The sequence below is a fragment of the Caldimonas thermodepolymerans genome (assembly GCF_015476235.1).
GTDB lineage: Bacteria > Pseudomonadota > Gammaproteobacteria > Burkholderiales > Burkholderiaceae_C > Caldimonas > Caldimonas thermodepolymerans.
In genome coordinates this window covers 938,004-959,055 of the sequence record NZ_CP064338.1, presented here as the reverse complement: position 1 = coordinate 959,055, position 21,052 = coordinate 938,004, and the positions used below count along the sequence as shown (strand labels likewise).

Sequence of the window (21,052 nt, the reverse complement as noted above, 5' to 3'; positions counted from 1 at the left end):
GTTGAGCGTTTTCCCGGGGCGTGTCTGTCACGCAAAGGACAGTGGCGGCTTGCAGCAGCCACCTAGTCTAGTGCGACACCCCGCAAGGGTGCTGTTCCCGGCCCTTCGTGAGGAGACGCGCGATGAACCGACCGCCCCGCCTGGCCTCCCGACGGCTGCTGCTGCAGGCCGCCGTCGCCTCGACAACTGCACTGGCGGCCCCGCGCTGGCTGCGCGCGCAATCCGCCCCCTGGCTGATCGGACAGACCGCCGCGCTGTCCGGGCCGCTGGCCTACCCCTTCGTCGAGATGAACAAGGGCATCCAGGCCGCCTTCGACGAGGCCAACGAGCGCGGCGGCGTCGACGGCCGGCCGCTGGAGCTGCGCAGCCTCGACGATGCCGGCGAGCCGCCGCGCGCCACCGAGAACGCAAGGCAGCTGGTGGCCGCCGACGTGTTCACCTTCTTCGCCTGCGGCGGCACGACCAGCGTGCTGGGCATGCTGCCGGTGGCGATGCAGGCCAAGGTGCCGCTGATCGCGCCGGCCTCCGGCGCGGATGCGCTGCGCGCGCACAACCCGCTGGTGATCCACGCCCGCGCCAGCTACGCGCAGGAGATCGCGAAGATCGTGCAGCACCTGCGCACCACCGGCCAGACGCGCTGTGCGGTGGCCTATGCCGACAATCCCTTCGGCCAGGCGGCGCTCTCCGCGTTCGACGCCGCGGCCAGGCACTACGGCAACGCCGACTGGAAGGCGTTCCGCCTGGGCGACGCGCCCGAAGACATGGCGGCGCTGATCGAGGAGATCGCACGCTGGCGGCCCAACTCGCTGATCTCGTTCGCGATCGGCGCCAACGGCATCCCGTTCTACCGCGGCCTGCGCCCGCGCGTGGCGGGGGCGGCGCCGTTCTCGATCTCGTTCCTCGGCACCAAGCCGCTGCTCGACGCCTTGGGCGACGCGGCGCGCGGCATCGCGGTGGCGCAGGTGGTGCCGCATCCGGAGAACCTCGCGCTGCCGGTGGTCAAGGCCTACCGGCAGGCGATGCAGAAGGCGGGCTTCGCCGAGGCCAGCTATTCGTCGCTGGAGGGCTACATCAGTGCCCGGCTGCTGATCGAGGGGCTGCGCCGCGCCGGGCGCGGCGCCAGCCGCGAACGCTTCATCGCCGCGTTCCACACGATGCGGCCCTACGACCTCGGCGGCTTCGAGTTCAACTTCGGCCCGAACCAGCACGACGGCTCGAGCTTCGTCGAGCTCACCTACTACAACGGCGAGCGCTTCCGCCGCTGAGCGCTCAGCGCAGCGAGACGCCGGCGGCGCGCAGCGAGCGCACCGCGCCCTCGCCGATCGAGGCCCCCAGCCGCTTGATCAGGCGCTCGGCCACGTTCTCGCGCGGCGTGTAGTCGATGACCTCCTCGGCCTGGACCACCTCGCGCGCGACGTAGTCGAGCGTGCCGAAGTCGTCGGCCAGGCCCAGCTCGACCGCCTGCTCGCCGTTCCAGAACAGCCCGGAGAACAGCTCGGGCGATTCGTCCTTCAGCCGGCCCTCGCGGCCCTGCTTCACGACCGCGATGAACTGCCGGTGGATCTGGTCCAGCAGGGCCTGGGCGTGCGCGCGCTGCTGCGGCGACTGCGGCGAGAACGGGTCGAGGAAGCCCTTGTGCTCGCCTGCGGTCAGCAGCCGGCGCTCGATGCCCAGGCGCTGCATCAGCTCGGTGAAGCCGAAGCTGTCCATCAGCACGCCGATCGAGCCGACGATGGACGCCTTGTCGACGTAGATCGCGTCGGCCGCCACCGCGATGTAGTAGGCGCCCGAGGCGCACATCTCCTCGACCACCGCGTAGACCTTCTTGCCATGCAGGGCCTTCAGGCGGCGGATCTCGTCGTTGATGATGCCCGCCTGCACCGGGCTGCCGCCCGGCGAGTTGATGCGCAGCACCACCGCCTGCGACCCCGGGTCCTCGAAGGCGTTGCGCAGCGCGGACAGCAGGTTCTCGGCGCTGGCCTCGGCATCGAGCGCGATCTCGCCACGCACTTCGACCAGCGCGGTATGCGGGCCGGCCGGCGCGCTGGTCGCCGCGCGCTGCGACAGCAGCACCGAGGCGACCGCCACGGCCACCAGCAGCCACAGGAAGCGGAAGAAGATGCGCCAGCGCCGCTCGCGCCGGCGCTCGTCAAGGTAGGCGCGCATCAGCTGCGCCAGCACCGCAGTGTCGGCAGCGGCGGGCGCGGGCGCGCCCGGGGTGCCGTCGCGCAGGCCGGACGGCTGGCCGGGATCGATGGAGCTCATGGAACGGATCGAATCGGGTAGAGAGGGCCGCGGGGCCGCAGGCGCGATGCCCGCTCAGTCGCCGAACGCGGGCCGGACGTCCTCGGAAGGATACCAATAGACCTTGCCGTCCCGCTCCTCGACCTGCAACGGGATCAACCGCTGCCCCATGCAGGGACCGCCGACGCACTGGCCGTCGCGCGGGTCGTAGACCGCGCCATGGATCGAGCAGACGATCCACTCGCGGCTGTCGTCGAGGAACTCGCCAGGCTGCCAGTCCATCTCGGCCGGCACGTGCGCGCAGCGGTTGACGTAGGCCACCGGCCGGCCGTCGAAGCGCAGCACGAAGGCGCGCGCGGTCTCGCCCCACAGCAGCACGTCGAAGCCCACCGCCGAGCCACGCTCCTCCAGCGCCGTCGCGGCGCACAGCTCCACCCCGGCACTCATGCGTGATCCTCCAGCCAGCGGTGCAGCTCGGCGACCGAATGCACCACCGCCTGCGGGGCGAACTCGCCGAAGGCCGCCGGTTCGTGCGCCCCGTAGCTGACCGCCAGGCTGGCCGCGCCGGCGTTGGCCGCCAGCTGCAGGTCGTGCGTGGTGTCGCCGATCATCAGCGTGCGCTCGGGCTCGACGCCGAACTCGGCCATCAGCTCCTGCAGCATCAGCGGGTGCGGCTTGGGCCGGGTCTCGTCGGCGGTACGCGTGCCGTCGAACAGCCCGCGCAGCTGCACGGTGGCCAGCGCCTCGTCCAGCCCCCGGCGCGACTTGCCGGTGGCCACGCCCAGCCAGTGGTGGCGGCGCTTGAGGTCGTCCAGCATCGGCAGCACGCCCTCGAACAGCGTCAGCTCATGCTGGCGGTTGAAATAGTGGTGGCGGTAGCGCAGCGCCAGCTCGCCCACGCGCTCGGTCGGCAGGCCCGGCACGCAATGCGCGAGCGCCTCGTGCAGTCCCATGCCGATCACGTAGGACGCGTCGCGGTCGCTCGGCACCGCCAGGCCCAGGTCGGCGCAGGCCGACTGGATGCAGCGCACGATCAGCGCGGTCGAATCGAACAGCGTGCCGTCCCAGTCGAAGACGACCAGGTCGAACTGGCGGGGTCGCAGGGTCATAGATGGTCCAGGAGTTCAGTGCACTCGGGCGGCAGCGGCGCCTCGAGCTCGATGGTGTCGCCGGTGGCCGGGTGCAGGAAGCTCAGCCGGCGGGCATGCAGGAACATGCGCGAGAAGCGGTGGCCGCCCAGCCGCTCGCCGCGCGCCAGCGCCTTGTTGAGCGCGAAGTCGCCGTACTTGGGGTCGCCGACGATCGGATGCCCCTCGTGCGCCAGGTGCACGCGGATCTGGTGCGTGCGCCCGGTCTTGATCGTCACGTCCAGCAGCGTGAAGCCGGCGTAGCTGCGCACCACCTTGACCAGCGTGATCGAGCGCCGCGCCTCCTCGGTGCCGGGCGCCACGACGCGCACGCGGCGCTCGCCCTCGGCATCCAGGTACTTGTACAGCGGCAGGTCGATCACCTTGCGGTTGGCCGGCCAGGTGCCGGTGACCAGCGCCGCGTAGGTCTTGCCGGTCTGGCGCTGGCGGAACTGGTCCTGCAGCGCGGTCAGCGCGCTGCGCTTCTTGGCCAGCAGCAGGATGCCCGAGGTTTCCTTGTCGAGCCGGTGCACCAGCTCCAGGAAGCGCGCCTGCGGGCGGGCGCGGCGCAGCTGCTCGATCACCCCGAAGCTGACCCCGCTGCCGCCGTGCACCGCCACGCCCGCCGGCTTGTCCACGGCAAGCACATGGTCGTCCTCGAACAGCACCGGGAACTCGCGCGCCGGCACCGGCGCCGGGGCCGGCGCCTCGGACACGCGCACCGGCGGCACGCGCACCTCGTCGCCGGCCGCCAGCCGGGTGTCGGCCGAGGCGCGCCCCTTGTTCACCCGCACCTCGCCGCTGCGCACGATGCGGTAGACATGCGTCTTCGGCACGCCCTTGAGGATTTTCAGGAGGAAGTTGTCGAGCCGCTGTCCGGCCGAGGCTTCGTCGATCACCACGCGCCGGACCGTGGGCTGCGCAGAAGCAACCACTGACTTCGTCTGCTTTCCCGGATCGGTGCCGGGCCGGCGACGGGCAGTTTCAAGCGGATCCACCTGTCGGGCCCTTTTCGCACCTATAATCCGTTGCACCACGTTTGCGTTGTAAGTGTTTGATTTGCAAGAGTTTACCCGGCACCCTCCGACCCTGATCGAAGGAGTGACGGCAACACGAACGAGCAAGGTGGGAGCGGCCGGTCCGTGGCGCCAGGTGGTACAGAGCGCGCGACGGGACGGCCAACGGTGATGCAACGCCGGTCCGGTGGCTCGGGCCGCTTCCCAAGGTGAGGCGGCAGGGTGGCAGGGCTGGTGGAAGAGCAAACGTCGAAAGAACCATAGAACAAGGTTTCAAGGCAACAGGCCGTCCTTGTCCGGAGACATGCAGGCGCACTTCGTCGTCTGTCCCTCACCCCGGCCGAGCCTGTTGTCCGCGTCCCATGACCCCCCTGCGGCTGTTGCCCTTTTCCCCCGCGCGATCGCTGGCATCGCCTGCCCGTCCGGCCCGACGCCGACCGGCAGCCTGCCAGCCTGGACGTGCCGCGGCGCCCGGCGCCGGCGGCACGCTGCGGACCTGGCAGCTGGCAAGGGCAGCCCTTCGTCCGAAGGGCGCGGCCATGGTGGCGCACGCGCCAACGCTGCCGTACTGATCCGTCGCGATCACGGCAGTCCAGGGCGATTCCTTCCGGTTCCTCCTCGTTTCTCGTGCATCGATGAGTCGCCCCTGAAGCCACGGCTTTTCCGGGTGACGTGTTGGTACGCCCGCCCCCGGGCAGGGGCGCGGGCGAAGGAGTGCACATGAAACGCATGCTGATCAATGCGACCCAGCAGGAAGAGCGGCGCCTGGCCATCGTCGACGGCCAGAAGCTGCTCGACTTCGAGACCGAGATCGAGGGTCGCGAACAACGCAAGGGCAACATCTACAAGGCCGTCGTCACGCGCGTCGAGCCCTCGCTGGAAGCCTGCTTCGTCGACTACGGCGAGGACCGCCACGGCTTCCTGCCCTTCAAGGAAATCTCGCGCCAGTACTTCCGTGAAGGCGTCGACGTCCGCAACGCCAAGATCTCCGACGTGATCCGCGAGGGCCAGGAACTGCTGGTCCAGGTCGAGAAGGAAGAGCGCGGCAACAAGGGTGCGGCGCTGACCACCTTCATCTCGCTGGCCGGCCGCTACCTGGTGCTGATGCCCAACAACCCGCGCGGCGGCGGCGTCTCGCGCCGCATCGAGGGCGAGGACCGCGAGGAGCTCAAGGAAGCGCTGGACCAGCTGCAGTACCCCAAGGGCATGAGCCTGATCGCCCGCACCGCGGGCATCGGCCGCAGCGTCGCCGAGCTGCAGTGGGACCTGAACTACATGCTGCAGCTGTGGGCCGCGATCGAGAACGCGGCCAACGCCGGCAAGGGTGCTTTCCTGATCTACCAGGAATCCTCGCTGGTGATCCGCGCGATCCGCGACTACTTCACCGCGGACATCGGCGAGATCCTGATCGACACCGACGACATCTACGAGCAGGCCAAGCAGTTCATGCACCACGTGATGCCCGACAACGAGCATCGCGTGAAGCGCTACCGCGACGACGCGCCGCTGTTCTCGCGCTTCCAGATCGAACACCAGATCGAGTCGGCCTACTCGCGCACCGTGCAGCTGCCCTCGGGTGGCGCCATCGTGATCGACCACACCGAGGCGCTGGTGTCCATCGACGTCAACTCCGCCCGCGCCACGCGCGGCGGCGACATCGAGGAAACCGCCACCCGCACCAACCTGGAGGCGGCCGACGAGATCGCCCGCCAGATGCGCCTGCGCGACCTGGGCGGCCTGATCGTCGTGGACTTCATCGACATGGAGGAGTCCAAGAACCGCCGCGAGGTCGAGCAGCGGCTGCGCGAGGCGCTGCGCCAGGACCGCGCGCGCGTGCAGTTCAGCTCGATCAGCAAGTTCGGCCTGCTCGAACTGAGCCGCCAGCGCCTGCGCCCGGCCCTCTCGGAAGGCAGCCACATCACCTGCCCGCGCTGCAACGGCACGGGCCACATCCGCGACACCGAGTCCTCGGCGCTGCAGATCCTGCGCATGGTGCAGGAAGAGGCGATGAAGGAGAACACCGCCGCCGTGCACGTGCAGGTGCCGGTCGAAGTGACCTCCTACCTGCTCAACGAGAAGCGCACCGAGATCACCAAGATCGAGCTCAAGCAGCGCGTCACGGTGCTGCTGGTGCCGAACAAGCACCTCGAGACCCCGAACTACAAGCTGGAACGCCTGCGCCACGACGACCCGCGCCTGGAGAACCTGCAGGCCAGCTACACGATGATCGAGGAGCCGGACGACGAGGTCGGCATCACCCGGCGCGACCGCAGCAGCAAGCCCAAGCAGGAGCCGGTGATCAAGGGCATCCTGCCCGACCAGCCGGCCCCGGTCGCCCCGCCCAAGCCCGAACCCGCGCCCGCCCCGGTGGCGGCCCCGGCGCCCGCGCCGGCGCCTGCCGCGCCCGCGAGCGGCGGCTTCTTCGCCTGGCTCAAGCGCCTGTTCGTCGGCGAGCCGCAACCGGTGCCCGCGCCCGCCCCGGCGCCTGCGCCGGCCACGCCGGCCGCCCGCGAGGGCCAGGAGGGACGCCGCCGAGGCGAACAGCGCCGCAACGGCCGCGACGGCAACCGCGACGGCCGCAAGGACGGCCGCGAGCGCAACCGCGGCGCGAACAGGCAGGGCGAGGCCGCCACGACCGAAGCCCGCGCCGAGACGCCGCGCAAGGAACGCGAGCCACGCGACGCGCAGCAGCGCGAGGCCGGCAGCCAGGACAACCGCCAGCGCCAGGAACGCCGCCCGCGTCCTGAACGCGCCGAGGCGGCCGCCCTGGCCGCTGCGGCCGCGGTGGCCAACGAGGCGCCGGCCGACGTCGGGTTTGCCGACACCGTGCCGCAGGACGGCGGCGACGCCGGCGAAGGCCAGCAGCAACAGCGCGAGGGTCGCCGCCGCCGCCGCGGCGGCCGTGGACGCCGTGACCGCGACACCGCCGCCGAAGCCGTGACCGGCCAGGAGGGCACGCCCGACACCGCGCCGGCCGAGGCCGCGGCTGAAGCCGCACCGGTCGAGCCACGCGCCGAGCCGCCGGTGACCGACGCCGTGGTGCCAGTGGAGACCGCCGCCGTGGCCGCCGAAGGTGATGACAACCTGGGCTCGACCGCCGGGGATGCCGCCAGCGACGCCGAGGCGCCGCGCGAAGGCGAAGGCCGCCGCCGGCGCGGCCGCGACCGCTACCGTCGCGACCGCCGCGAACGCGACGCCAACGGTGCCGCCCCTGCTGCGGGCGAGGACTTCGTCTCCGAGGCGGCCGTCGTCGAAGGCGCCGCCACGCCGCTACCGCTGGCCACGCCCGAGGTGCAACCCCAGGTCCAGCCCGAGCCCGTGGCCGCGCCGGTCGAAGCGGTCGCCGAGGCCGCAGCCGAGCCGGCCGCTGTGGCGCCCTACGTGCTGCCTTGCGACGAGCTGCGCCAGGTCGCCAGCAATGCCGGCCTGGAGTGGATCCAGTCGGATGACGAGAAGGTGCGCGCCGCGCAGGCCGCCATCGCGGCCGAGCCGCCGCCGGTGCGCGTGCCGCGCGAGCCCAAGCCCGTGGCCGCGATCGACGACGGCCCGCTGGTGCTGGTCGAGACCCGCAAGGACCTCGCCCAGTTCGCGCTGCCGCTGGAAGGCGGCCAGGCCGACACCGCCCGTCCGGTGGCCTGATCCCCGCAGGCGGCCGCCGGGAACGCGGCCGCCACCCGAAGGCCCGACAGCAAGGCCGTTGCAGGCGATGCCCGCAACGGCCTTGTGTTTTTTCGGGGCCGGCGCCTGCCCGCGCCGGCGTTCAGGGCAACCGCGCCAGGGCCTGCTGGTAGGGCGCGTGCATCATCAGCTCGTCCCAGGCCAGCGGCGCGGTCTGCGGCAGCAGGTCCAGGCGCCGGGCTTCGCTGGCCTCGCTGGCCTGCCACTGCCCGTCACGCAGGGCGCGCTCCAGGCCTTCGAGCAGCGCATCGCACGGCGCACCGCCGTCGACGGTCGACTGGTTGCACAGCAGCACCAGGTCGCAGCCGGCGTTGAGCGCGGCGATCGCCGCCTGCACCGGGGTGCCGGCCACGCTCGCGCCCTGCATGCTGAGGTCGTCGCTGAAGATCGCGCCGGTGAAGCCCAGCCGGGTGCGCAGGATGTCCTGCAGCCAGCGGCTGGAAAAGCCTGCGGGCCGGTCGTCCACCTTGGGATAGATCACGTGCGCCGGCATCACCGCGGCCAGCGAGGTGCTGAGCCACTCGTAGGGACGCGCGTCGTCTTCCAGGATGGTCTTCAGCGCACGGCGGTCCACCGGCACCTCCACGTGGGAGTCCGCCGCGACATACCCGTGGCCGGGGAAATGCTTGCCGCAGGACTGCATGCCCGCCAGCAGCAGGCCGTGCATCAGGCTCTTGGCCAGCAGCGTCGCCACGCGCGCGTCGCGGTGGAAGGCGCGGTCGCCGATCACGCCGCTGGGCCCGTGGTCCAGGTCCAGCACCGGCGCGAAGCTGAAGTCCACGCCGCAGGCGCGCAGCTCGGCCGCCAGCACGTAGCCGCAGGCGGTGGCGGCGTCGGTGGCCGTCATCGCGTCCTGCATCCACAGCTCGCCGAGCACCCGCATCGGCGGCAGGTGCGTGAAGCCGTCGGTGCGGAAGCGCTGCACGCGGCCGCCCTCGTGGTCCACGCAGATCAGCACGTCCGGGCGCAGCGACTTGATCTCCGCGGTCAGCTCGGTGAGCTGGCGGCGGCTTTCCCAGTTGCGCGAGAACAGGATCAGTCCGCCCGTCAGCGGGTGCTGCAGGCGCCGGCGGTCGTCGTCGCTGAGCGCCGTGCCGGCGATGTCGAGCACCACCGGGGCGTGCACGGCATGATGGGTCTTGCTCATGGGATCAATCCTCGGTTTCGACCACGACGAAGCTCGCCGCGTAGTCGGATTCGTCGGTGACGCTCACGTGCGCGCGCAGCCGGCGCGCCGCGAACCACTCGGCCAGCGCGCCGTGCAGGCGGATCTCGGGCTTGCCGCTCGGCGCCTTGACCACCTCGCAGGCGCGCCAGGTCATCGGCATGCGCATGCCCAGCCCGATGGCCTTGGAAAACGCTTCCTTGGCGGAAAAGCGCGTCGCCAGGTAGGCGATGCCGCGCGCGGGCACCTTGGCGTAGCGGGTGCGGAACACCTCGATCTCGTGCGGGCCCAGCACCTTCAGCGCGAAGCGCTCGCCGCGGCGCTCCCAGGTCTCGCGCATGCGGCGGATGTCGCAGACGTCCGTGCCGATGCCGTAGATCATCGCGCCTGGGGCGCGTAGGCCCGCTGGATGCAGCGCAGGTAGTCGCGCACCGTCCCGGCATAGCCCAGCTCGAGCGCGTCGGCGATGAAGGCGTGGCCGATGGACACCTCCTGCACGCCGGGCACGGCGCGCAGGAAGTCGGTCAGGTTGTCGCGGTTCAGGTCGTGCCCGGCGTTGACCCCCAGCCCGCTGGCCATCGCCGCCTCGGCCGCGGCAACGTAGGCCGGCAGCGCCTGCGCGGCCTGGCCGTTCAGGTGGGCACGCGCATAGCCCTCGGTGTAGAGCTCGATGCGGTCGGCACCGCAGGCGGCCGCGGCGGCCATCGCCTCGGGCACCGGGTCCATGAACAGGCTCACCCGCACGCCCAGCGCCTGGGCCTCGGCGATCAGCGGCTTGAGCCGCTCGGCGTCCTGCGGGAAGCTCCAGCCGTGGTCGGAGGTGAACTGGCCGACGTCGTCGGGCACGAAGGTGCACTGGTGCGGCCGTACCGCGCGCACGAAGTCCATCAGGTTGTGGAAGGGGTTGCCCTCGATGTTGAACTCGACGTGCGGCCAGTCCTGCAGCAGCTCGGCCAGCTCGTGCACGTCGTGCGCGCGGATGTGCCGCCCGTCGGGACGCGGATGCACGGTCAGGCCCTGGGCCCCGGCTTCCAGCACCAGGGTGGCGGCGCGGGTCACGCTGGGGATGCCCAGGTGGCGCGTGTTGCGCAGCAGCGCCACCTTGTTGAGGTTGACCGACAAGGCGGTCACGCCGTGGCGGGCGGACGGTTCGGGAGCGACGAGCGGGTTCATCGGGCAGGCGGCTGGTTGCGGTCGAGCAGCCGCTGCACGTCCATCATCATCTGGCGCGTGCGCAGCTGCGGCGTACCGACATGATAGTGAAGCAGGGCACGCAGCGCCGTCCTCAGCTCGGGCAAGGCGGTCGCGCAGGCGGCCTGCAGCGGCTCCAGGCCGTCGGCCTCCAGCGCGCGCTGCAGCGCCAGCAGCGTGCGCCCGGACAGCGCCCCTTCCGGCCGGTCGGCCTCCACCACCCCCGCCTCGCCGTGCAGCAGGTAACGCGCCTCGGGCTGCACCGGCGTGTGCGTCAGCGTCGCGAGGTCCAGCTGCGGCAGCACGCCCAGCTCGCGCAGCAGCAGCAGCTCGAAGGCGCGCAGCGCGGCCTGCACCCGCAGGTCGTCCGCCGCCGACAGGTACGGCAGCGTGCGCGCGTAGACGTCGAACAGCACCGGGTGCGGGTCGGCGCGCGCGAGCAGCTTCATCAGCAGCTCGTTGAGGTAGAAGCCGGTCAGCAGCGGCGCGCCGGTCAGCATCGCGCTGCCGCCCGCCCATTCGGCGCTCTTGAGCGTGTGCACCTCGCCGCCCTCTTCCTCGCGGCTGCTGTAGCCCACGACCAGGCGCTGGAACGGCAGCAGCACCGGGCGCAGCTGAGAATAGGGGCGCTTGGCCCCCTTGGCGACCACCGCGACGCGGCCGTGGTCGCGCGTGAACAGGTCCAGGATCAGGCTGGATTCGCTCCAGTCGTAGCGGTGCAGCACATAGGCCGGCTCGCCCTGCACGCGGTGCGCCGCGCGCGCGCCCGGCCCGCGTCCGCGGGAGGTCGCCATCGTCGTTCAGCCCGGCTCACTCGTAGCCATAGCTGCGCAGGCGCTCCTCGTCGTCGGCCCAGCCGGAGCGCACCTTGACCCACAGCTCGAGGAACACCTTGGCGTCGAGCAGCTTCTCCAGCTCCTGGCGCGCCTCGGTGCCGATGCGCTTGAGGCGCTCGCCGCCGTCGCCGATCACGATGGCCTTGTGCGACTCGCGCTCGACGATGATGGTCGCCGCGATGCGGCGCAGCCGGCCCTCTTCCTCGAACTTCTCGATCATCACCGTCGAGCTGTAGGGCAGCTCGTCGCCGGTGAGGCGGAACAGCTTCTCGCGCACGATCTCGCTGGCCAGGAACCGCTCGCTGCGGTCGGTCAGCGCGTCTTCCTCGTACCACCACGGCTGCTCGGGCAGGTAGGGGCGCACGATCTCCAGCAGGCGCTTGACCTGGTCCGGGCGCTTGGCCGACAGCGGCACGAACTCCACGAACGGGTGGCGCTCCTGCATGCTCTTGAGCCAGGGCGCCAGCTCGGCGCGGCGCACCACCTTGTCCAGCTTGTTGGCCACCAGCACGGTGGGCTTGTCCGGCGGGATCAGCGCCAGCACCTTGGCATCGTCGAGCCCGAAGCGGCCGGCCTCGACGACGAACAGCACCAGGTCGACGTCGCTGACCGAGGACAGCACGGTGCGGTTGAGCGTGCGGTTCAGCGCGTTGCTGTGGCGGGTCTGGAAGCCCGGGGTGTCGACGAAGACGTACTGCGTGTCCCCCAGCGTGCGGATGCCGGTGATGCGGTGGCGCGTGGTCTGCGCCTTGCGCGAGGTGATGCTGACCTTCTGCCCCACCAGGGCGTTGAGCAGGGTCGACTTGCCGACATTGGGGCGGCCGACGATGGCGATCAGCCCGCAGCGCTGCGGGCCTTCAGGCGCCGCGCCAGACTCCTCGGGCGGCATGGGGGTGGCGTCCACGTTCAGTTTTCTTCCCTCGCAGCGGATGCTGCATCGCAATACGGAAGCCGCCGCGCTCAGCGGCCCATGGCCTTGAGTTTAGCCAGCATCGCCTGGGCCGCCACCTGCTCGGCGGCACGGCGCGACGGCCCCAGCCCCTGCTCGCTGGCCGACAGGGCCGGCACGCTGCAGCTGACCAGGAACTGCTGCTGGTGGGCGTGGCCGCGGGTCTCGACGATGGCGTAGACCGGCACCGGCAGCTTGCGCGCCTGCAGCCATTCCTGCAACTCGGTCTTGGCGTCCTTGGCGCTGCTGTGCAGCTCGGGTTCGTCCAGCGCCGGGCCGAACAGCCGCTGCACCAGCGCGCGGGCGGCCTCGAAGCCTCCGTCCAGGTAGACCGCGCCGAACACCGCCTCCAGCGCGTCGGCCAGGATGGACGGGCGCTGCGCCCCGCCACTGCGCGCCTCGCCCTCGCCCAGGCGCAGGCAGGCCGGCAGCTCCAGCGCCAGCGCGATGCGGTGCAGCGAGCCCTGCTTGACCAGGTTGGCACGCACGCGCGAGAGGTCGCCCTCGTCCGAGCCGGCGAAGCGCTCGTACAGCAGGCCCGAGATCGCCAGGCCCAGCACCGAGTCGCCCAGGAACTCGAGCCGCTCGTTGTGGTCCGCGCCGAAGCTGCGGTGGGTCAGCGCCCGCCGCAGCAGCGAGGGATTGTGGAAGCGGTACCGGAGCCGCTGCTCCAGCGCCCGCAAGGAGGAATCGCTGCTCACGCCGACATCTTCAACGGGCCGACCGCCCGGCACCGCGGCCCGTCATCGCCGCGAGCTGCCGGAGTACTTGATCAGCAGGTAGACCGGCTCGATCAGCGGGATTTCCTTGTCGTAGGCAAAGCTGACGACGATGCGGTCGTTCTCCTTGGTGATCTCGAGGTCCTGGCCCGAGATCGAGGTGATCGAATATTCGATCTGCTTCTGCCGCTCGAAGGCCGCGCGGATCTCCGGCACCGTGGTGCCGCCTTCCATCGCGATCTTGTTGACCGTGCGCTGGATGGTCCAGTACTCGTTCAGGGTGGGGAAGACCTTCATCGCCACCAGCGCCACGGCACCCACGACGACGGCCCAGAACAGCAGACCGATCAGGGTGATGCCGCGCTGGGCGCGCCGGGAAACGGGGGTCATCGCATAGCTCCTGGATCCAATGAAAGTCATCGCCTGCTATTCACTGAAACGAACCGATACGGCCGAGATTACCCAAATTCATCCAGATCAAAAAGGCCTTCCCGACGATGTTCTCGTCCGGCACGAAGCCCCAGTAGCGCGAATCCTGGGAATCGTCACGGTTGTCACCCATCATGAAGTAGTGACCTTCGGGCACCTTGCAGGTCACGCCTTCGGCGCTGTAGCGGCAGTTCTCCCGGAACGGGAAGTCGTCGGCCGCGATGATGAACGGCGGCGCCTCCTTGTAGTTCAGCACCCGGTGCTCGACGTTGCCGAGCTTCTCGGAATACATCTGGGCATAGCGGCGCCGGTCCTCGTTGTAGTACTCGCCCAGCGGCGCCATCTCGACCGGCTGGCCGTTGATCGTCAGGCGCTTGTTGAGGTAGGCCACCTCGTCGCCCGGCACCCCGACCACCCGCTTGATGTAGTCGATGCGGGTGTCCTTGGGGTAGCGGAACACCACCACGTCGCCGCGCTGCGGGGTGTGGTTCTCGATGATCTTGGTGTTGAGCACCGGCAGGCGCACGCCGTAGTGGAACTTGTTCACCAGGATCAGGTCGCCCACCAGCAGCGTCGGCACCATCGAGCCGGACGGGATCTTGAACGGCTCGAACAGGAACGAGCGCAGCAGGAAGACGATGCAGATCACCGGGAACAGGCCGGCGGTCCAGTCCAGCCACCAGGGCTGCATCAGGATCTTCTCGCGCGCGGCCTGCACGTCGCCGTCCACCTGCGTGATGCCCTGGCGGGCCAGCTCCTCGCGGCGGGCGGCGTGCTGCGCCTCCAGCTGCGCCGCGGCGCGCCGGCGCGCCGGCAGGAAATGGAACCGCTCGGCCAGCCAGAAGGCGAAGGTCACCAGCGTGAGCAGGAACAGCAGCAGCGAGAAGTTGCCGTGCCACGCGTCCACATACCAGCCGCCCAGGTAAACGATCAGGCAGGCATACAAAGCTGCAGTCAGCAGTCCCATCCGGACTCCAGTGAAGGGGATCAGTCGTCGACTTGAAGGATGGCCAGGAAGGCTTCCTGCGGCACTTCCACGGTGCCGATCTGCTTCATCCGTTTCTTGCCGGCTTTTTGTTTTTCCAGCAACTTGCGCTTGCGGGTGATGTCACCGCCGTAGCATTTTGCCAGCACGTTCTTGCGCAGCGCCTTGATGGTCTCCCGGGCGATGATGTTCGCCCCGATGGCGGCCTGGATGGCCACGTCGAACATCTGGCGCGGGATGATCTCGCGCATCTTGACCGCCACCTCGCGGCCGCGGTGCTGGGCCTGGCTGCGGTGCACGATCAGCGACAACGCGTCGACGCGCTCGCCGTTGATCAGCATGTCGACCTTGACGACGTCGGCCGCACGGTACTCCTTGAACTCGTAGTCCATCGAGGCGTAGCCGCGCGAGACGCTCTTGAGCTTGTCGAAGAAGTCCAGCACGATCTCCGCCAGCGGCATGTCGTAGGTCAGCATGACCTGGCGGCCGTGGTAGGCCATGTTGACCTGCACCCCGCGCTTCTGGTTGACCAGCGTCATCACCGGGCCGACGTACTCCTGCGGCATGTACAGGTGCACCGTGACGATGGGTTCGCGGATCTCGCGGATGCGGCCCGGGTCGGGCATCTTCGACGGGTTCTCGACCTGCATCACCGTGCCGTCGTTGAGCTCGACCTCGTAGACCACGCTGGGCGCGGTGGTGATCAGGTCCTGGTCGAACTCGCGCTCCAGGCGCTCCTGCACGATCTCCATGTGCAGCAGGCCCAGGAAGCCGCAGCGGAAGCCGAAGCCCAGCGCCTGCGAGACCTCCGGCTCGAAGCGCAGCGAGGCGTCGTTGAGCTTGAGCTTCTCCAGCGCGTCGCGCAGCTGGTCGTACTCGCTCGCCTCGGTCGGGTACAGGCCTGCGAACACCTGCGGCTGGATCTCCTTGAAGCCGGGCAGCGGCTCGCTGGCCGGTCCCAGGCAGTTGGGCGTCTTCTTCTCGTGGGTGAGGGTGTCGCCCACCTTGGCCGCCTGCAGCTCCTTGATGCCGGCGATCACGAAGCCCACCTCCCCGGCCTGCAGCGACTCGCGCTGCACCGACTTGGGCGTGAACACCCCCAGCTGCTCGGCGTTGTAGGCGGCGTTGGTCGCCATCATCTTGATGCGGTCGCCCTTCTTCAGCTGGCCGTCGACCACCCGCACCAGCATCACGACGCCGACGTAGTTGTCGAACCAGGAGTCGATGATCACCGCGCGCAGCGGGGCGTCCGGGTTGCCGCGCGGCGGCGGCATGCGCGTGACGATGGCCTCCAGGATCTCGTCGATGCCCTCGCCGGTCTTGGCCGAGCAGGGGATGGCGTCGCTCGCGTCGATGCCGATGACGTCCTCGATCTCGCCCTTGGCCCGGTCCGGGTCGGCCTGGGGCAGGTCCATCTTGTTGAGCACCGGCACCACCTCGACGCCGAGCTCGATCGCGGTGTAGCAGTTGGCCACCGTCTGCGCCTCGACGCCCTGGCTGGCGTCGACCACCAGCAGCGCGCCCTCGCAGGCCGACAGCGAGCGGCTGACCTCGTAGCTGAAGTCCACGTGCCCCGGCGTGTCGATCAGGTTCAGGTTGTAGACCTTGCCGTCGCGTGCGGTGTACTGCAGCGCCGCGGTCTGTGCCTTGATCGTGATGCCGCGTTCGCGCTCGATGTCCATCGAGTCGAGCACCTGCGCTTCCATCTCGCGGTCGCTCAAGCCCCCGCAGCGCTGGATCAGGCGATCGGCGAGCGTCGACTTGCCATGGTCGATGTGGGCAATGATGGAGAAGTTGCGGATGTGGTTCATGAAAGCGGGTCGAGTGCTCCACCGCCGCTGCGGCATCGATCGTCGATGCGGCCGCGGCGGTGCGCCATGCCGTGCGGCCCCTGCCCTGCCTTCGCGCCACAGGCGGGCCGGAGCCTAAAAAAAAGGCGCGTCAACCGGCGACGCGCCTTCCAACAAAAAGGTATGGCAACTGCTTTGTTGGACCTCCATTGTAGCCAAATACCCCCCGCTGAAAACCGCACCAGTGCTTGCTTCGCCGACGTTGCACCGTGCCAACAGGGAAAACTTTCCACAGTTTATCCACAGACGCATGTGGATGGCCTGGGGATAGTTTCAAACGGGCGGGACTACCGTCGCGGTCCAACGACAAAGGGCTGCGCGACGCCCGGATTTTATCGAAATGTACCGGCAATCGCCGGCATCGACCCGATGTTTGTGGGCGCTCACGGACAGACTTATCAACACCGCCCAGACCCCGCCTGTCGCGCGCACTTTTTGGCACATGAAAAAACCCGACAACCTAGTTGGTTGCCGGGTTCTCCCGGGACCCCTGCGCAGGGGCCTTGCGGACCGGTCAGCGCGCCGGCCGGATCACGGCGTACTGGGCCCATTCCCCGCGCCGGAACAGCACGTTGAAGGGCTTGCCCTTGTCCAGCTTGCGCAGCACGGCCTCGAGCTGCTTGACGTCCTGCACCTCGACGTTGGCCACCGCCAGGATCACGTCGCCCTCGCGCAGGCCGGCACGCGCGGCGGGGCCGTCGGCGGCGGTGACGCGCACGCCGCCCTTGAGGCCCAGCTCGCGCCGCTCCGCGGGCGTGAGGTCGGCCACTGCCAGGCCCAGGTCCTGCGCCGCGGCCAGCGGCGCGCCCCCCGGGCGCGGCTCGGGCGTGCCGGCGCTGGCGCTGCGCTCGGGCTCGAACTCGCCGACCGTGACCGGGATGTCGCGGTAGCTGCCGCGCCGGAACACCTGCACCGTGACCTTGCTGCCCGGCTTGGTGTTGCCGACGATGCGCGGCAGGTCGGAGGCCCGCTCGATGGTCTTGCCGTCGAAGCGCGTGATGATGTCGCCTGCCTCGAGGCCGGCCTTGGCCGCCGGGCCGTCGTCCTCGACGCTGCGCACCAGGGCGCCGACCGGCTTGCCCAGGCCGATGGATTCGGCCACCTCCTTGGTGACCTGGTCGATCTGCACGCCGATGCGTCCGCGGATCACGCGGCCGGTGGTGCGCAGCTGGTCGGCCACGCGCATCGCCTCGTCGATCGGGATCGCGAACGAGATGCCCATGAAGCCGCCCGAGCGGCTGTAGATCTGCGAGTTGATGCCCACCACCTCGCCGCGCAGGTTGATCAGCGGGCCGCCGGAGTTGCCGGGGTTGATCGCGACGTCGGTCTGGATGAACGGCAGGTAGTCGCCGGTCTCGCGCTGCTTGGCGCTGACGATGCCGGCCGTGACGGTGTTGTCCAGCCCGAACGGCGAGCCGATCGCCATCACCCACTCGCCGACCTTGAGCTTGCCGACGTCACCGATCTTCACCGCCGGCAGGCCCGTCGCGTCGATCTTCACGACCGCCACGTCGGTGCGCTTGTCCGAGCCGACCACCTTGGCCTTGAACTCGCGCTTGTCGGTCAGCGTGACGTAGACCTCGTCGGCGCCCTCGATGACGTGGGCGTTGGTCATGATGTAGCCGTCGGAGGTGATCACGAAGCCGGAGCCCACGCCGCGCGGCACCAGCTCTTCCTGCTCGGGCCGCTGCTGGCGGCGCGGGTCGACCCGCGGGCCGGGAAACGGGATGCCGAAGAAGCGCCGGAAGAACTCCTGCATCTCCTCGTCCATCTGCGGTCCCGGGTACTGCCGCGTGCTCACGCGCGCGCTGGTGCGGATGTTCACGACCGAGGGGCCCACCTGTTCGACCAGCACCGTGAAGTCGGGCAGGTCGCGGCCGGTGGACTGGGCTGGCGCCGGCTGCGCCAGCGCGAGGCAGGCCCCGGCCAGCAGCGCGGTCAGCACATGACGAAACCGTCCAGTTGTATGGATTCTTGCAGTCATCGATCACCTCAACGGAAAGATGCCGCGACGAGCGCGGCACCGGAATGCGCAGGCAGGCTCAGGGCTTGCGCTCCAGGCCCTGCACCAGCATGCGCAGCGTGGCCGGCGGCACTTCCCCGACCGCCGTCACCCACCAGTCCCCGTGGCGGCGCATCAGGGTCTGCGTGGCGCCCATGCTCATCTGCATCTCCTTGCGATGCCGGGCGGGGTCATAGGGTTCCACGAACACCGAGACGTGCGCCAGCCCGTCGGAGAAGATGGTCTGCAGGATCTCGCGCTCGACCTCCTCGCCCGAGGCGGCATCCGGCCTCGTCAGCGTGCGCTTGACGCAGTGCACGTGGCGGAACCCGGGCACCTGCTGGCGGAAGGTCCAGCCTTCGGCCTCGTGGTGGGTCTTGCTCAGCACCGGACGGTTGACGCGGTAGCCGTCGAGCTTCTTCATCGAGCGGATCACCGCCTGCGGCTGCGGCTTCACGCCGATCGACACCTCCGAGAAGGCCGAGGATTCGAGCACCTCGTCGGCCTCGCCCAGCACCTCGGCACGCAGCAGCAGGCCGCTGCCCTTCTCGGCCCACAGGCGGTAGCCGTAGCGGTACGGGTCGCGGGCGCTGACCAGCAGCACGTCGGCCTCGTGGCCGGCCACGCGGTCCACGCCCAGCCGGCGCACCTCATAGTGCTCGGCCAGCCGGTCGCCGTCGTGGTGCAGCAGCGCCGGGAAGGTGCCCAGCGTCTCGCGGTGCTCCAGCACCGCGACCCGGGAGTTGGGCCACAGCGTCGCGACCAGGTCGTTGTGGCGGAACACGCGGCGCATCTGGCCGTCGAGCGATTCGATGCGCTCGTACTGGTTGGCCCCTTCGCAGTAGTGCGCGATGCGGGAACTGGCCACCTGCCCGCCGGCGCTGACGACGAAGGTGCCCTGGAAGTTACGCTTCTGCGAGGCGTCATGGATGCGCAGCAACCAGGTGCGCACCTCGTTGCCGTCGAGCACCGCCGGCTCCTGCGGCTGGGCGATCGCGGCGCAGCTCGCGAAGGCCAGCATCCCCCACCCCAGCCACGGGGCCAACCAGCGCCATTGCATGTATTTCATCCGATCAGCGATCCGGGCCTTCATAGGTGGCGCCGCGCAGGAAGCCCGACGGCACGCCCAGGGCCGAGCTGCCACCGAACTGCCGGTGCGCGGTCAGGTACTGCTCCAGGCGGGCATCGCGGATCAGCGGCCCGTTGGCCGTCACGACGATCTGCTCGGCGCCGCTCGATGCCGCAGGGGCCGCCGCCGACGCGGCGACGGCCGTCACGGCGGTGGCCGCGGGCGCGGCCTGCACCACGGTCGTGGCCGCCGGGGCTGCGGTCGGCGTGTCCGCCATCCGGGTCACCACCAGCACGCCGGCCACGGCGACCACGCCCGCAGCCGCCGCCACCGGCGCCGTCCATGCACGGCGGCGCACGCGCGCGGCAGCGTCCGTGCGGCCGGCCGCACGCTCGGCCGCCGCCGGCGCGATCACCACCGGCTCGTCCGCCAGGCGTTCGCGCAGGCGGCTCAGGAACACGTCGTCACGTCCGGTGCCCGCGAGGTCTTCGGAACGCATCACGTCGCCGATCAGGTGGTAGGCGTGCCAGGTTTCACAGGTGGCCGCCCGGGCCGCAGGATCGTTGCGCCAGGCAGCCAGCACGGCCTGGAGGTCCTCGGCGCCAGCCTCGCCGTCGCACAGGGCCGACAGCAGCTGCCTGCGTTGCAGGTCGACACCGGAATCACCCCACCGTTCGGTCGTCATCACCAACTCCTCAAGTCACCAACGCTTGCCGTCCGGCGTGTCCAGCAGGGGACGCAGCCGCTCGGCAATGGCTTCCCGCGCGCGGAAGATGCGCGAGCGCACCGTGCCGATCGGGCAATTCATCACTTCCGCGATCTCTTCGTAGCTCAGGCCTTCGATCTCGCGCAGCGTGATGGCCTGGCGGAGGTCCTCCGACAGGGCTTCGATCGCCGCGTTGACGGTGGCCGCGATCTCCTTGCTGGCCATCACCGCCTCCGGCGTTTCACCATCGCTTAGTTCGCGCTCCACCCGGGAAGTTTCCTCCTCGTCGCCGCCGGCAGAACGTGCGGATTCCGTCACGAGCGGGTCGCGCTTGAGCTCGACCAGGGCTTTCTTGGCCGTGTTGACGGCGATCCGGTACAGCCAGGTGTAGAAGGCGCTGTCCCCCCGGAACTGCGGCAAGGCCCGGTACGCGCGCAGGAAGGTCTCCTGGGCGATGTCCTGGATCAGGTCGGTGTCACGCACCATGCGGGCAATCAGACGCTCGATCTTGCGCTGATACTTGATCACCAGCAGCTCGAAGGCTTTCTGGTCACCGCGCTTGACGCGCTCAATCAGCAGGGCATCGGCGTCAGCGCTCATGCGTGGGGGGAAGTTGCGGGGCCGGCCGAGGTGGCCGCGGGCGTGGGCGAATATACCGCACAGCGCAGGGCGTGCCAGTGAGGCTCCAGGCCCCGGGCCTGTACCGGCAGCCAGGCAGCGCGGGCGCGCCGGCGGCGGTCAGCCCCGTCGGGGACCAGCCGCAGCAGCATCCAGGATCCCAGGTCCAGCGTCACCACGACGCGGCCGCTGCCGTGCCGGGCGGCCGGGGCGCCGGGCGTCCCCCAGTGCCAGCACTGGCCGTCCCAGCGCAGCACGCAGGGCGGGCGGCGCCATTCGGCGCGCAGCAGCCAGCCGGACAACAGCAGCGTGCCCAGCAGCACGGACGCGCCGGCGGCGGCCGGCACGCCGGCCGTGGCCCACCACAGGGCGACCGCGGCGGTCGCAGCCACCGCCAGCCCCAGCAGCGCGCCGCGCCAGAGGCCGTAGCGAGCGACGGTCACCTGCAGAGCGGGGGCCGTGCGCATG

20 protein-coding genes are annotated in these 21,052 nt (G+C 70.2%); 2 read left to right on the top strand and 18 right to left on the bottom strand.

Features of this window, described 5'->3' with window-relative positions; translation table 11 throughout:
* Nucleotides 1–122 precede the first annotated feature (122 nt).
* On the top strand, nucleotides 123–1,265 hold the full coding sequence (locus tag IS481_RS04700) for an ABC transporter substrate-binding protein (protein ID WP_104356092.1): 1,143 nt from the start codon (nucleotides 123–125) through the stop codon (nucleotides 1,263–1,265).
* Between the two features lie 4 nt (nucleotides 1,266–1,269).
* Here IS481_RS04700 and IS481_RS04695 read toward each other — a convergent pair whose 3' ends face one another.
* Genes IS481_RS04695 through IS481_RS04680 form a run of 4 tightly spaced genes read right to left on the bottom strand, consistent with a single transcriptional unit; the run spans nucleotide 1,270 to nucleotide 4,306 of the window.
* A complete protein-coding gene (locus tag IS481_RS04695) occupies nucleotides 1,270–2,265 on the bottom strand; it encodes a S49 family peptidase (protein WP_104356091.1) in 996 nt (331 codons plus the stop codon).
* A 54-nt stretch (nucleotides 2,266–2,319) separates the two neighbouring features.
* Nucleotides 2,320–2,691 carry a Rieske (2Fe-2S) protein gene (locus IS481_RS04690; RefSeq protein WP_104356090.1) on the bottom strand — a complete coding sequence of 124 codons (372 nt, stop codon included), beginning with the start codon at nucleotides 2,689–2,691 and terminating at the stop codon, nucleotides 2,320–2,322.
* Nucleotides 2,688–3,353 carry an HAD-IA family hydrolase gene (locus IS481_RS04685; protein ID WP_104356089.1) on the bottom strand — a complete coding sequence of 222 codons (666 nt, stop codon included), beginning with the start codon at nucleotides 3,351–3,353 and terminating at the stop codon, nucleotides 2,688–2,690. The genes IS481_RS04690 and IS481_RS04685 overlap by 4 nt, the downstream gene beginning before the upstream one ends.
* Nucleotides 3,350–4,306, bottom strand: a complete 957-nt coding sequence (locus IS481_RS04680) for an RluA family pseudouridine synthase (RefSeq protein WP_232529461.1) — start codon at nucleotides 4,304–4,306, stop codon at nucleotides 3,350–3,352. The genes IS481_RS04685 and IS481_RS04680 overlap by 4 nt, the downstream gene beginning before the upstream one ends.
* 801 nt (nucleotides 4,307–5,107) lie before the next feature.
* Between IS481_RS04680 and IS481_RS04675 the strand changes: the two genes are divergently transcribed.
* Nucleotides 5,108–8,026, top strand: a complete 2,919-nt coding sequence (locus IS481_RS04675; protein WP_104356087.1) for an Rne/Rng family ribonuclease — start codon at nucleotides 5,108–5,110, stop codon at nucleotides 8,024–8,026.
* Between the two features lie 121 nt (nucleotides 8,027–8,147).
* Here the strand turns inward: IS481_RS04675 and nagZ are convergent, their stop codons facing one another.
* The 14 genes from nagZ to IS481_RS04605 form a co-directional block, all read right to left on the bottom strand.
* On the bottom strand, nucleotides 8,148–9,212 hold the full coding sequence (gene nagZ / locus IS481_RS04670; protein ID WP_104356086.1) for a beta-N-acetylhexosaminidase: 1,065 nt from the start codon (nucleotides 9,210–9,212) through the stop codon (nucleotides 8,148–8,150).
* 4 nt (nucleotides 9,213–9,216) lie between these two features.
* Nucleotides 9,217–9,612 (bottom strand): holo-ACP synthase, encoded by a 396-nt coding sequence (acpS, locus tag IS481_RS04665; protein WP_104356085.1) that lies wholly within the window; start codon nucleotides 9,610–9,612, stop codon nucleotides 9,217–9,219.
* A complete protein-coding gene (locus tag IS481_RS04660) occupies nucleotides 9,609–10,403 on the bottom strand; it encodes a pyridoxine 5'-phosphate synthase (protein ID WP_104356084.1) in 795 nt (264 codons plus the stop codon). The genes acpS and IS481_RS04660 overlap by 4 nt, the downstream gene beginning before the upstream one ends.
* Nucleotides 10,400–11,215: a DNA repair protein RecO gene (recO, locus tag IS481_RS04655; protein WP_104356083.1), complete on the bottom strand. Its 816-nt coding sequence runs from the start codon at nucleotides 11,213–11,215 to the stop codon at nucleotides 10,400–10,402. The genes IS481_RS04660 and recO overlap by 4 nt, the downstream gene beginning before the upstream one ends.
* 16 nt (nucleotides 11,216–11,231) lie before the next feature.
* Nucleotides 11,232–12,146, bottom strand: coding sequence for a GTPase Era (gene era / locus IS481_RS04650; RefSeq protein WP_104356082.1), 915 nt, complete (start codon nucleotides 12,144–12,146; stop codon nucleotides 11,232–11,234).
* Nucleotides 12,147–12,217: 71 nt separating this feature from the next.
* A complete protein-coding gene (gene rnc, locus IS481_RS04645; RefSeq protein WP_104356081.1) occupies nucleotides 12,218–12,907 on the bottom strand; it encodes a ribonuclease III in 690 nt (229 codons plus the stop codon).
* Nucleotides 12,908–12,949: 42 nt separating this feature from the next.
* The gene (locus IS481_RS04640) at nucleotides 12,950–13,315 is read right to left on the bottom strand and encodes a DUF4845 domain-containing protein (protein WP_104356080.1); all 366 of its coding nucleotides are present in this window, start codon (nucleotides 13,313–13,315) and stop codon (nucleotides 12,950–12,952) included.
* 40 nt (nucleotides 13,316–13,355) lie between these two features.
* A complete protein-coding gene (lepB, locus tag IS481_RS04635; protein ID WP_104356079.1) occupies nucleotides 13,356–14,321 on the bottom strand; it encodes a signal peptidase I in 966 nt (321 codons plus the stop codon).
* Between the two features lie 20 nt (nucleotides 14,322–14,341).
* Nucleotides 14,342–16,150 carry a translation elongation factor 4 gene (lepA, locus tag IS481_RS04630; protein WP_104356078.1) on the bottom strand — a complete coding sequence of 603 codons (1,809 nt, stop codon included), beginning with the start codon at nucleotides 16,148–16,150 and terminating at the stop codon, nucleotides 14,342–14,344.
* A gap of 553 nt (nucleotides 16,151–16,703) precedes the next feature.
* Complete coding sequence (locus tag IS481_RS04625) at nucleotides 16,704–18,173, bottom strand: DegQ family serine endoprotease (protein ID WP_104356077.1); 1,470 nt, start codon at nucleotides 18,171–18,173, stop codon at nucleotides 16,704–16,706.
* Nucleotides 18,174–18,231: 58 nt separating this feature from the next.
* Complete coding sequence (locus IS481_RS04620; RefSeq protein ID WP_232529460.1) at nucleotides 18,232–19,260, bottom strand: MucB/RseB C-terminal domain-containing protein; 1,029 nt, start codon at nucleotides 19,258–19,260, stop codon at nucleotides 18,232–18,234.
* 4 nt (nucleotides 19,261–19,264) lie between these two features.
* Complete coding sequence (locus IS481_RS04615) at nucleotides 19,265–19,945, bottom strand: sigma-E factor negative regulatory protein (protein WP_104356075.1); 681 nt, start codon at nucleotides 19,943–19,945, stop codon at nucleotides 19,265–19,267.
* 15 nt (nucleotides 19,946–19,960) lie between these two features.
* A complete protein-coding gene (gene rpoE, locus IS481_RS04610) occupies nucleotides 19,961–20,566 on the bottom strand; it encodes an RNA polymerase sigma factor RpoE (protein ID WP_104356074.1) in 606 nt (201 codons plus the stop codon).
* Complete coding sequence (locus IS481_RS04605; protein ID WP_104356073.1) at nucleotides 20,563–21,027, bottom strand: hypothetical protein; 465 nt, start codon at nucleotides 21,025–21,027, stop codon at nucleotides 20,563–20,565. Before IS481_RS04605 ends, rpoE begins: the two co-directional genes overlap by 4 nt.
* Nucleotides 21,028–21,052 lie beyond the last annotated feature (25 nt).